The organism is Legionella sp. JM-2024 (assembly GCF_055389095.1).
In genome coordinates this window covers 1,826,579-1,839,011 of record NZ_AP039388.1, presented here as the reverse complement: position 1 = coordinate 1,839,011, position 12,433 = coordinate 1,826,579, and the positions used below count along the sequence as shown (strand labels likewise).

Sequence of the window (12,433 nt, the reverse complement as noted above, 5' to 3'; positions counted from 1 at the left end):
TAATAGTCTGAGTCAAGCCATGCTTAACTCAGATTCAAATTATCCCTGTTGTAAAGATTCAATCACAGCGCCTAAAAAGCGAGTAGCTTCGCCTCCAGTGATAGCTCTATGATCAAAGCTTAAAGACAAAGGAAGCAGACTATGCCCTTCAATTTTGTCTTCATTAGTCACTACAGCTGCTTTATAAAGCCGCCCAACAGCTAAGATAGCAACCATAGGAGGTACAATTATAGGACTTGCAAAGCGCCCGGAAAATTTTCCAAAATTGGACAAAGTAATGGTGGCTCCTTTTAATTTGTCTGCACTCACTGCGCGATTACGAACAGACTCTTTAAATTCATTTATTATTTTTCTTAACTCGCTATCCGAGTATTTTTCAGCGTCATGAATAACTGGGACAAATAATCCTTCTTCGTTATCCATCGCAATACCAAGATGTACTTCCTTAAAACACTGGCGTGCAGCATGTTTGGAATCAAACCAGGCATTAAGAGCAGGCTCTTTTTTGGATGCATGAATAATAGCGCGAACTAATCGAACAGTAATGTCTGTACCGGGTTTCCAATTATTAATGTCCGCTTCATCAAAAATACTCACAGGAACTATTTCTGCATGAGACTGTACCATGCTGCTAAGCATGGCACGTCTGACACCTCGTAAAGGTTCAAATCCAGCAGGGGGGTGTGAGTTTTTATCTGCTTGAGCCTGAACATCCTCACGTGTAATAAATCCATTTTCGCCAGATCCTTTTAGAGATGTTAAATCAACACCTAATTTTTTTGCCAATACTCTTACTGCAGGTGTCGTTTTAACACGTTGACTGGAATTTTGATTCCCAATGACAAAAATGTCTTCAGTAACATCCGTGCTTTCCTCCAGATTACCTACCACAGTGCCTTTATCTGAGGCTTTTTCAGTTGATGAAGCAAAAGCTACCAGCGGTTGCCCGGTTTTAATGACATCACCTGGTTTACCATAGAGTTTTGTAATGGTACCTGATTGAGGGCAGGGCACATCAACAATAGCTTTCGCTGTTTCCATTGAAACTAAAGGTTGATCCACTTTAACGACATCACCTTCCTTAACAAACCACTCATGAATTTCAGCATCAGGCAGTCCTTCACCTAAATCGGGTAGATTAAAAATGTTCATTATTACTCCATTATACTCATAACAGTGTGTTTAATACGGGTAACACTAGGTATGTATTGCTTTTCCAGTTGGAAATAAGGCATGACTGTGTCATAACCTGTGACTCTTAGAACGGGAGCCAGTAAATCAGGCATACAATGTTCCATGATTTGAGCTGAGATTTCTGCACCTACTCCACAAGTTTTTGCTCCCTCGTGAACTATAACGCAACGTCCTGTTTTTTCGACTGAGGCCAAAATAGTCTCTATATCCAAAGGCTTAATTGTTGCTATATCGATCACTTCACAGGAAATACCTTCATCACTCAATTGTTTAGCTGCTTGTAAGGTTTCATGCATGCTGGCTCCCCAACTGATTAGTGTCAGGTCATCTCCCTGTTGCAGGGTAAAACATTTGCCTAATGGCAATGCTTGTCCATCATCAGGAACAGGTTGTTTTACTAAACGATAAATTCGTTTGGGTTCAAGAAAAATAACTGGATCGGGGTTGCGTATGGCAGCTAATAATAATCCATAAGCTCGTTTCGGAGAAGAGGGAATGACTACTTGCAAACCCGGTATATGGGCAAACAATGCTTCCGTACTTTCAGAGTGATGCTCAGGTGCTCTGATTCCACCACCAAATGGAGCACGATAAACCAATGGGCAATGTAGTCGTCCTCTGGTTCTATTACGCATACGGGCTGCATGGGAGATAATCTGATTCATGGCCGGGTAAATAAACCCCATAAATTGAAATTCCGCAACAGGCTTTAAACCTTGAATAGACATTCCAACAGCTAGTCCAGCTATCATGGATTCTGCCAAAGGAGTATCAAAAACGCGATTTTCTCCAAATCTATCTTGCAAACCTACCGTAGCTCTAAATACGCCACCATTTTTACCAACATCTTCTCCAAAAACAACGACATTTTCATCATGGGCTAATTCATACGCCAAGGCCTGAGTAACGGCTTCAACTAAAGTAATATCAGGCATGAGAATACTCCTCCATGGCTATTGCACGTTGTTCTACTAAATACTCTGGTAATTCCGCATAATGGTAATCAAAAATACTGTTAACAGATTGAGGTTTGGTGTTTAAATATTCTTCTACCGCTTTTTCTACCTTTTCACTACACTCAATCACCAATTTTTCTTCATCCTGAGATGTCCAAATATTTTGTTGCATTAAAAAATGTTTAAATCGCGTAATAGGTTCCCTGGTTTTTGCTTCTTCTACCTCTTTAGATGGTTGATATCGAGTCGCATCATCAGCAGTAGTATGATCACATAGACGGTATGTGAGTGCTTCGATTAAAGTAGGTCCATCTCCTCGACGTGCTTTTTCAATAGCATCACCTATAACTTGTCTGGTAGAAAAAATATCATTGCCATCTATTTGAATTCCAGAAAAACCGGCAGCAATGGCTTTTTGCGCTATAGTTTGTGAGCCTGTTTGTTTGTCGAGAGGAACGGAAATCGCCCATTGATTATTGTTTACTACAAAAACAACCGGTAAGTTCCAAGTACCAGCCACGTTCATGGCTTCATAAAAATCTCCTTCAGACGTTCCTCCTTCTCCTAAGCAAACAACAGCAACCCTGGGTTGATTTCTATATTTGAATGCAAAAGCTACTCCTGCTGCATGCAAGCATTGAGAGGCAATAGGAACACAGATAGGAAGATCTTCGGCATTATTAACAAAATGACTTCCTCTTTCATCTCCACCCCAAAAGGCGAGGATTTCGGACATTTTAACACCACGCTGTAGTTGTGCCGCATAATCTCGATAATAGGGCACAAAAACATCCTCAGGTTTCATTGCATGGCCAATGGCTGTTGAAATTGCTTCCTGACCATTAATTGGTGCGTAGGTCCCCATTTTACCAGTTCTTTGCAACGCAATCGCTTTTTTGTCAAAAGTACGAGTAAGAACCATGATTTTATATAGTTCTTTAAGTGTGGATTGATTATCAGCAAATGATGGTAATTCACTGACTAACTCACCTTGTTCATTAAGATATTGTGTGTATGTAATTTCAAATTGAGCAACTATTGTCATTACATGGCTCCTTGTCAACAACGCGTTGGCATAGCATACTCACAAATTAATTGAAAAACCAGTAAATTAGCAGGAATCACAGATAAAAAGGTTGTATGGGATTTACTCAAATTAATTGAGTAGGTATGAGAAAGGAAATATAATCACTCATACCTAAAACTTTTACATCAAATTGGCTTTTATTTCTTCCGATAGTTGTGTATCTAATTGAGATTCACTATTTAGTTGATTTAATTGCATAACTAGAAAATCTTTAATTGCAATTATTACCTGTTTTTTCCAAAGCTCAATATTTTTAGAATCTTTTTTATTGAAAGCCAAATCCTTTGTACTGGCTTTAATTTTACTCATCAATAAAGCCCCCCATTCATCACTCATATACAAATCCTGATCGGAAGACTTCAAGGTATGAGATATCCATTTTGCTGGAGTAGCTCTGGAGTTACCTTGTGTACAACTCATAAATTCAGGTAATAGCGCATTAATGATAGCATCCATATGATGATTAATTTCGCTTTCTGGCAAAGAGCCTTTCTTTAAATGGTTAGCTATAAAAATTTTAAAGCTGGATTGTACGATCGAGCGAATTGGATGGATTTTGGGAGGTAATTCGTCTAATGACGTTTCTGGAATTTCGTAGTACATATTTAGCTGATTCAACGCAAAACCAAGTGTCATATTACCCATTTGCGATGCTTTAATATGCTTCAAAAGTAGTGAGAAATCAATGTGTCCCTCTTCAACACAAGCATCTAAAGTCAATTTTTTATTATCATGCTCAATCAAGCCTACGCAAATAGTAAGCAGTGTTAATTTGCGTAAAATCAAATCAAGTTTTTGCTGGTGTAATTGAATATGCTTTTTAAAATCTTCAAGCCATGATCTCAGTTCCAAATCATTAATTGTGCTTGAAAGAGGCAAATCGGACGCAAAATACTGTAAATCTTTCAACATGGTTCTTGCGTATATTTCTCGGACTCTGTAATTTTCTTCACAAGGGATTGGTTCACCTTCCTGGTAATAACTTATTTCAAATGCTGTGTCATGGGTATTATATTTACTATTTATCATGATACTTCTGATAGCATTCGTGAAATAGTTCATAACCGATTTAGGAACTGATTGTCCTTCTCTGAAAGTACGTAAAGATGAGATAAAAATTTCCTCAAACAAACTCCGTATCAACTGCATTTGCAATTGGCGGATATAGTAATAGTCAATATTTTTAATGACTTGAATGGATAAATTGATGGAAGTACTTGAATGAACTTTTAAAGCAGCTAATCGTTTAAGATTGATTTCATTATTGTCCTTTAAGTCCTTTTCGTATACAAGCGTCTCACCTCTATAATCGGCCAGCAATGTTTCCAGATCTAGAGAGCTTCTAACCAGTTCAGTTCTAGTTCTCGCAGATCTTATTCCACTTTCTGTTGAATGAGTTGGGTCACTGGTTGCTGGTAATGAAGCGAAACTTTTACTAAAAAAGGAGGTCCTAACTCCACCTGGCTCCGTTTGATTCGTTTCGAAAAGGGAAACCAAAGTGAAGGGATAGCGTTTGCGAAACTCTTGGATATTATCAATACAGGCTATACCATCAACAATTTGAACACCAATAATATCCTTTAATTCATTATTTACTAACTCGGGATTAATGCTATCTTTACTTCCTGCAATTTTATAATTACATTTTGCCGAATTAGTGCTCTCATCAAAAGTCCAGATAAGAGGTTTGGCTTGATAAGTGACATTTTTGAAATAAATTCGCATACAATTTTTATGATATAAAGGTTAAAAAATGGACATAGTATGTTTTATTTACTTTTTTGTAAATCAATATCCAAAATAAGTGATGTTGTAAGGTGATTAAATTTGATTAATAGCACAGTTATTTCTTTTGATTACTACAGTTTTTTACCCGAATCCTATGCCAAGCTTTGCCATTTACCTGGGTTTGTACTTCTTCAGAGTACTGATCAGTCGATCGGTCGTTATGATATTTTAAGTGCATATCCCTATGAAAATATAATTATTAAGGATAATTCCCAGGATAAAGACCTGGCATTAATGGAATTAAAAAATAAAATCAAAATAGAACATTCAAAGCTTAGTCTACCTTTTCAGGGAGGAGCTATAGGATACGTTTCTTATGATTTTGGCTCTTTATTGCATGATCTTAAAAAACAACCAGCAAATGATTTAACCAATATGCCATTGTTAAATCTAGGGCTCTACGATTGGGCGATCATAGTAGATCATGACTTGAAAAAAGTGACTTTATTCGCTGCAAATAGTCACTCATCAACAACCAATATTTTAGAGGAAGTAAAGGAGATATTAAGTAAGGAGCTCATTCAGCCTGTAATGTTTTCATTACAAAACGAGTTTACTCCTTTGATTTCCAAGGAGCACTACAGTGATTCATTTAATGCCATTCAACAATCATTGAGAGTAGGGCGCTCGTATCAGGTGAATTATACTCAACCATTTCAAGCAAAATTCAAAGGTGATCCCTGGGCTATGTATCAGGCAGTTAGTACAAATAATCCTGTTCCGTACTCTGCTTTTATGAGGACTGATGAAGCCGATATTTTAAGTTTCTCTCCTGAGCGCTTTTTACTATGTGATAATAGTGAAATTTTAACCTCACCTATAAAAGGTACTATACACCGTTCAAACAACCCCGTAATAGACAAACAATTGAGAGAACAATTATTAAAATGTCCCAAAAACAAGGCTGAAAATGTAATGATTGTAGATTTACTTAGGAATGACCTGGGTAAAATTGCCAAACCAGGAACTGTTAGGGTAAAGCGCCTTTGCGCTATTCAAAGCTATAATGCAGTTCACCACTTGGTCTCTGATGTACAAGCCATTTGCAGAGATGAGCTCCATCCTATCGAAGTATTTTTCTCCTGTTTTCCAGGAGGCTCAATTACTGGAGCCCCAAAATTAGAAACAATGAAAATTATCAGTGAGCAGGAGCTTTATACAAGAGGAATTTATTGTGGTTCTATCGCATATTTTTCAAAGCATGGACGTTTTGATTCAAATATTGCAATACGTACAATTACAGCCAAGGACAATGACTTGTATTTGGCAGCAGGAGGGGGGATAGTGATTGACTCTGAATGCGAAGATGAATATCGTGAATGTTTTACGAAATTAACTGCGATTATAAATGGAATCAAACAAAACTGAACAAATAATGGGTACGCATTCATCCGTCATTGTATTACATGATCTCTTTAAGAACTCATTGATTCTTACCAAACGTAGTGAACAACTTAGAAACCATCCAGGAGAGGTGTGTTTTCCTGGTGGATTTCAAGAAGTAACAGATCAGAATTTATATAGCACAGCATTAAGGGAAGTGGATGAGGAATTAGGCATCACATCAGATAGAATAACATTGATTAGAGAGTTAGAAGTTGAAAAGACACTGCAAGGCTTAATTATTCATCCTTGGTTTGCTAGCATTAAAAATGTATTTCCCTACACTATGAACCTTCAGGAAGTCAGTGAATTAATTTTTGTGCCTATGGATTTAGTAAATAATCCACAGAATTATAAAGAGTTGAGACTTGAAAAAGACGGGCGACGTATTATGACCTGTCAATTTATTGCCAATAAAGAATTAATATGGGGAGCTACAGCACGAATTATGCGCCAGTTAGCCTTCTGAATAGAAATCAACTGTGTAAACGATTGAATACCCGTAAATAAGATAATTAGTTGTACAAATTGGGTTTTCTGTACCATTATTAAATGTAGACCAACTTCCTAAATTAAAGGATATAGTTTATGAAGTTATTCAAAATTCTCTTATTTGCTGTTATTTCTTGTAATTCCTATTCGTTCAATTTAACGATTGGAATATCAAAATTTAATCCTCCTTTTGAAGTTTGGTCAGGTAATCAAAATTCCTTATACGGATTCGATATCGATCTGATGAATGAAATCTGTTTAAGGTTAAAAGCAAATTGCACTTTCGAAGCTTATATTTTCGATGATTTATTTCTCGCCTTAAAAAATCGTAAGGTGGATGTGGTTATTGCTTCTATGATAATCACTGATGATAGAAAGGAAAGTTTTATTTTTAGCCTTCCTTATCTAGAAAGCAATTCACAATATATAACTAATTTTGATTCAGCAATCAGTTCCTTACCTGATCTATATGGCAAAAAAATTGGGGTAAGAAAAGGTACGCCTTATGCGAATCAAGTATTATCAGAAAACCGCAACAATCAAATAGTTTTTTATAAACTCATACAAGATATGCTTGATGGATTGAACGATAACCAAGTTGAGGCCAGCTTAATGGATTATGAGGCTGCAAAATATTGGATGGCGTCTGAACCTAATGAGTATAAATTAATTGGTGATAAAATCCCTATCGGAGAAGGCTATGCCATTATGGCTAATCCCGATCAAATTGAATTAATTAAAAAGATAAATAGAATTCTTCTCGAAATAGAATCCGATGGAGCTTACTTAAGGATATATTCAGAATACTTTTAAATGTGAGGTATTCGAGATAAACATTATCCCGAATACCTATGTTGCCTAAACAGAAACCACAGTTTTTTCATTTTGCGAGGGTTTGGATTCCATTTCTTTATCTTTAAGAGCACGGCGCAAAATTTTACCTACATTAGTTTTTGGGAGTTCATCAAAAAACTCAACGACTTTAGGGATTTTATAAGCTGTCAAATGCTCTTTACAATGGTTAATAATTTGTTCTGCTGTTAATGTCGTATCTTTTCTTACAATGCAAGCTTTAACTCTTTCTCCGGATTCTTCGTCAATAATCCCTACAACTCCTACTTCTAATACGTCGGGATGCATTCCTATTACTTGTTCTACTTCATTAGGATATACATTAAATCCTGAAACTACGATCATATCTTTTTTTCTATCTACTAAATAAATAAAACCCTCTTCATCCATGCGCGCAATATCGCCTGTTCTTAAAAAACCGTCTTTGGTAAATACCAATGCTGTTTCATCAGGTCTTTTCCAATAGCCAGGCATAACTTGTGGCCCTTTAATACATAATTCACCACTGTCACCAATCGGCATTTCTTTGCCTTTCTCATTACGTATGGATACATCGGTTGATGGAAGAGGCAATCCAACGCTTCCATTATACCCCTCAAGATACATAGGATTTATAGTGACCGCTGGACTAGTCTCAGTTAATCCATAAGCTTCCAAAACACGAGTTTTGGTCATTTCTGACCATTTTAGGGATACACTCTTTTGCAATGCCATACCGCCGGATAGTGCTAATTTTAATTTACTGAAATCAATTTCCTTGAATTTAGGATGATTAAGCATTGAATTATATAAAGTATTAACACCTGTGATCGCTGTAAAGCCTGAATTTTTAATTTGATCTATAAAATGTCCCATATCACGTGGATTTGTGATAAGAATATTTTTAGCACCAATTTTCATAAAAGTCAGACAGTTAGCTGTTAAGGAAAAAATATGGTAGAGAGGAAGTGCGGTTATAATAATGTCTTGATCGCTTATTCCTAAGGGTGCTATCCATGTATAAGCTTGCAGCACATTCGCGACAAGATTACCATGCGTTAAAATGGCACCTTTTGCAACACCTGTAGTTCCGCCAGTATATTGAAGAAAAGCAATATCGTCATGATTAAGCTCTACTCGATGAAGCGTTGCTTGCTCTCCTTCCGTCAAAGCATAGTTAAAAGCTACAGCATGAGGAATTTTATAAACAGGGACTAATTTTTTTATATGATTAACAACAAAATTAACAATAAAACGTTTAAATGAAGGAAACAAATCACCTATTTGAGTGATAATGACATGCTTGACTGATGGCATGGAAGGCAAAGCCTTTTCAATTGTTTTTGCAAAGTTGGCAAGCACAATAATGACTTCTGCTCCAGAGTCATTCATTTGGTGTATCACTTCATCCGCAGTATATAATGGGTTGGTGTTTACTGCCACATAGCCTGCGCGCAAAATACCGAATATAGCTACAGGATATTGTAAAATATTGGGCAGCATTATTGCGACTCTTGCTCCTTTTTCCAAATCGAGTTGTTGTAGATAGGCTGCAAAATTTCTACTTAAGTTATCTAAATCAGCATAGGTAATTTCAGTCCCTAAATTGGAATATGCTACTCTTTTCGCATAGGAGCTGCATGATTCATTAAATAAAGACACTAGGGATAAATATTGACTTGTGTCAATTTCATATGGCACTCCATTTTGGTATTGTTCAAACCATCGTTTATCCACTTTGACATCCTTCTGTTATTGTTTCCTGCATGATAGTATAAACAAAAATCTCACTAATGGATATCATGCTAATGAGTGAAAATATAACTAATACACAGGCCTTTAAGCTAAAAGGAAGGTTGTATACTTTAACCGTTTTGCATGTTTTGAATACTAACAAAGACGTTTTTTCTCAACAATTTGCTGAAACGGTTGTTAAAGCACCCAAACTATTTGAAAGAACACCAGTAGTTTTTGATTTATCTTCCGTAAACCATTTAGACTTTGACCTACAGGAACTGTGCCAGATTGCGCGAAATCATGGTATGATTCCTGTCGCTACCCAAGGCGGGAGCCCTTTGCTGGATACCATAGCTCAGTGTCAGGGTTTGGGTTTACTTAATGCTTCAACATCGCATGATAAAACAATAATTGAAGAGTCAACCGAATCCCTTTCTACTTCTACAGAGAATGTTAAATCGAAGTTATTAACAACTCCAGTAAGATCAGGTCAACAAGTTGTTGCCAAAGGGACTGATCTTATAGTTGCTTCCTCGGTTAGTCATGGAGCTGAGTTATTGGCAGATGGAAATATTCATGTATATGGAACTTTACGAGGTAGGGCGTTGGCAGGAATATCGGGTGATATTGACGCACGAATTTTTTGTCAATCTTTGGATGCTGAATTGGTATCCATAGCTGGTTTTTACAGGCTAAGCGATGCCATTGAACCGATTAACGGACCTTGTCAAATCTACTTATCAGAAGAACATATTGTTATTGAGCCTATATGATTGACGCAGTATTTATTTCAGATCTTCATCTGCATCCTGATGATAAAGGCATTCAGGATAGGTTTCATAGTTTTATAAATTGGGCGCAACGATCTGTAAAAAAAATTTATATTCTCGGCGATTTTTTTCATGCTTGGCCAGGCGATGATTCAATTAATACCTGGAGTAATGCGATTGCAGAGCAAATATGCACGCTGACTCAAAAGGGTATTGAGGTTTATTATATGACTGGGAATCGTGATTTTTTGCTTGGGTCGGCATTTGCCAAACGCGCTGGATGGAAAGTGTTGACAGATCCGACTGTCATTACACTTGGAGATAGCAAGGTCTTATTAGTACATGGCGATCGTTATTGTATTAAGGATAAGTCTCATCAACGCTTTCGATTGTTAACTAGAAACAGATTATTTACATTTGTTTTTTTAAAATTTCCCTTATCGATGCGCAAACGATTAGTGAACAGTGTTCGAAATATTAGTCTCAGTAATAATAAACCGATCGAACAGATGGATGTGGTTAATTCTGCAGTAATTCACCATATGTCAAAAAATAATACGGATACTCTTATCCATGGTCATACTCACAAACCTGGCTTAACTAATTACTCATATAAAGAAAGCGAACTAACAAGATATGTTCTAAGTGATTGGGATGACACGCCTATGCTTTTGTGTTATGATAATACAAAAGGTCTTTATTTCACCCAATATGATACAAATTGAGGAGTTGTCTAATGTCTAAATCATCGAAAGAAATGAAAGAGGAACTTGAACGAATTCGAAAAATTGAAATAGAGAATGATATAGTCAAAAAACGCCAAGCATTAGAAGACAGCAGAAATCGGTCTCGTGCAGAAGCTGACGATAAACTTAAAAAAGATAAATACATAAAAGATCCTCGTTCCGGCCAAACAATTACTCTTTGGGAAAATGCGGTTCAAAAAGCAACAGAGGTATTTGAGGCAGAGATGAATTCTTATATGGATGCACGCGCTGCAATCATGACCTTATTAAAAATGTACTCCGAACTTGTTAAAGCCAATTTCCAGACCATGAGGGAATTTCGCGCAGCAGTTGGAAATAAATTGATGGATTGGGGAGTATTGCCTCTTAAAGATTATATCAGCAGTAAACTAACTGGTAATCCTGAAATTGATTTGCCAATGCTACAACATGAGGTTAGTTTTACTGATGACAACAAGTTAAAAATCGAACCTCTTTCTCGCTCAGACAAAGGTACGGAAAAAGGTAAAATCGATGAAATATTTGAAAAAATGATACATTTTTGGTTAAAAGACAATGATTACACTCCTGATCCACAAGACCCAACTAAATTTGTTGATTCAAATGGCACAACTCTAGATAAAGCAACATTCAATAGATTAAAGGATGATCCAGATCATGGCCTTGATCATTTCTTAACCGAATATAATCCGGATTTGCAATATAAAGCACGGATGTAATCACCAACATTTGCATAGCGCCTATCTAACGTATTTAGAGGGGAGGTAGGCCACTATGAAAGCGGAATACGACATCATTTGATACAATAAATTCATTCTCTATGTCTAAAAACTGTGAGATACGCCCATTAAGATTTCCGCCATAGAGTCTAGCCAAATGCAAGTATTCTTCAAAGTGTCTACACTCCGATTTGACTAATGTTCTATAAAATTTAGCTAACTCATCATCCTCTATATAGTGGGTTATCGCATTAAATCGCTCACAAGATCGTGCTTCAATGATGGCACCAATAATTAATTGATCACAAAGACGTTCCATTCCATCTTTATTAGTGACGTATTTATGTAAATTGGATGCATATTCTGAAGGCTGCAATGGAGCGTAAGAAATCCCCCTTTGTTTCATAATATCGATAACCTTTTCAAAATGGAGCAACTCCTCCCTCGCTAATGGTGCCATTACTGAAATTAGTTCTCCTTTTTCAGGGTATTTGCTTATAAAATTAATTGCAGTACCCGCAGCTTTCCTTTCACAATGAGCATGATCAAGCAATAAAAGAGGTATGTGTTCAGAAGCATATTGCAGCCATTCATTTGGCGTTTTCACTTGCAAAAAATCATTTAACGTTTGTAAATCACTATCTAATCGTTTTAACATCATAAATTACACTATAATTTCAAATAAATAGCCCTTATATCATATACTTTAAAAAATTTAAATTGGATGAAA

General features: G+C 36.5%; 12 protein-coding genes. 6 read left to right on the top strand and 6 right to left on the bottom strand.

Annotated elements, in window-relative coordinates; genetic code table 11:
* Positions 1–39 precede the first annotated feature (39 nt).
* The 4 genes from ACZ5EK_RS08185 to ACZ5EK_RS08170 form a co-directional block, all read right to left on the bottom strand.
* Positions 40–1,152 (bottom strand): dihydrolipoamide acetyltransferase family protein, encoded by a 1,113-nt coding sequence (locus ACZ5EK_RS08185; protein ID WP_464428932.1) that lies wholly within the window; start codon positions 1,150–1,152, stop codon positions 40–42.
* Between the two features lie 2 nt (positions 1,153–1,154).
* A complete protein-coding gene (locus ACZ5EK_RS08180; protein WP_464428930.1) occupies positions 1,155–2,129 on the bottom strand; it encodes an alpha-ketoacid dehydrogenase subunit beta in 975 nt (324 codons plus the stop codon).
* Positions 2,122–3,195 (bottom strand): pyruvate dehydrogenase (acetyl-transferring) E1 component subunit alpha, encoded by a 1,074-nt coding sequence (gene pdhA, locus ACZ5EK_RS08175; protein ID WP_464428927.1) that lies wholly within the window; start codon positions 3,193–3,195, stop codon positions 2,122–2,124. Before pdhA ends, ACZ5EK_RS08180 begins: the two co-directional genes overlap by 8 nt.
* A gap of 162 nt (positions 3,196–3,357) precedes the next feature.
* Positions 3,358–4,962 carry a hypothetical protein gene (locus ACZ5EK_RS08170; RefSeq protein ID WP_464428925.1) on the bottom strand — a complete coding sequence of 535 codons (1,605 nt, stop codon included), beginning with the start codon at positions 4,960–4,962 and terminating at the stop codon, positions 3,358–3,360.
* A gap of 102 nt (positions 4,963–5,064) precedes the next feature.
* Between ACZ5EK_RS08170 and pabB the strand changes: the two genes are divergently transcribed.
* The 3 genes from pabB (at position 5,065) to ACZ5EK_RS08155 (ending at position 7,713) form a co-directional block, all read left to right on the top strand.
* Positions 5,065–6,393 carry an aminodeoxychorismate synthase component I gene (pabB, locus tag ACZ5EK_RS08165; RefSeq protein WP_464428924.1) on the top strand — a complete coding sequence of 443 codons (1,329 nt, stop codon included), beginning with the start codon at positions 5,065–5,067 and terminating at the stop codon, positions 6,391–6,393.
* Positions 6,374–6,877, top strand: coding sequence for an NUDIX hydrolase (locus tag ACZ5EK_RS08160; RefSeq protein ID WP_464428922.1), 504 nt, complete (start codon positions 6,374–6,376; stop codon positions 6,875–6,877). The genes pabB and ACZ5EK_RS08160 overlap by 20 nt, the downstream gene beginning before the upstream one ends.
* A gap of 119 nt (positions 6,878–6,996) precedes the next feature.
* Complete coding sequence (locus ACZ5EK_RS08155; RefSeq protein ID WP_464428919.1) at positions 6,997–7,713, top strand: transporter substrate-binding domain-containing protein; 717 nt, start codon at positions 6,997–6,999, stop codon at positions 7,711–7,713.
* 45 nt (positions 7,714–7,758) lie between these two features.
* Here ACZ5EK_RS08155 and ACZ5EK_RS08150 read toward each other — a convergent pair whose 3' ends face one another.
* On the bottom strand, positions 7,759–9,468 hold the full coding sequence (locus tag ACZ5EK_RS08150; RefSeq protein ID WP_464428917.1) for an AMP-binding protein: 1,710 nt from the start codon (positions 9,466–9,468) through the stop codon (positions 7,759–7,761).
* A 71-nt stretch (positions 9,469–9,539) separates the two neighbouring features.
* On the opposite strand from ACZ5EK_RS08150, the gene minC reads away from it, so the two are divergent.
* The 3 genes from minC to ACZ5EK_RS08135 are packed head-to-tail and all read left to right on the top strand — an operon-like array spanning position 9,540 to position 11,703.
* Positions 9,540–10,241 carry a septum site-determining protein MinC gene (gene minC / locus ACZ5EK_RS08145; protein ID WP_464428915.1) on the top strand — a complete coding sequence of 234 codons (702 nt, stop codon included), beginning with the start codon at positions 9,540–9,542 and terminating at the stop codon, positions 10,239–10,241.
* A complete protein-coding gene (locus tag ACZ5EK_RS08140; protein WP_464428913.1) occupies positions 10,238–10,963 on the top strand; it encodes a UDP-2,3-diacylglucosamine diphosphatase in 726 nt (241 codons plus the stop codon). Before minC ends, ACZ5EK_RS08140 begins: the two co-directional genes overlap by 4 nt.
* An 11-nt stretch (positions 10,964–10,974) precedes the next feature.
* A complete protein-coding gene (locus ACZ5EK_RS08135; RefSeq protein WP_464428910.1) occupies positions 10,975–11,703 on the top strand; it encodes a hydrolase in 729 nt (242 codons plus the stop codon).
* Between the two features lie 34 nt (positions 11,704–11,737).
* On the opposite strand, the gene ACZ5EK_RS08130 is transcribed toward ACZ5EK_RS08135, so the two are convergent.
* Positions 11,738–12,361, bottom strand: a complete 624-nt coding sequence (locus tag ACZ5EK_RS08130; RefSeq protein ID WP_464432471.1) for a MiaE family protein — start codon at positions 12,359–12,361, stop codon at positions 11,738–11,740.
* Positions 12,362–12,433: the final 72 nt, after the last annotated feature.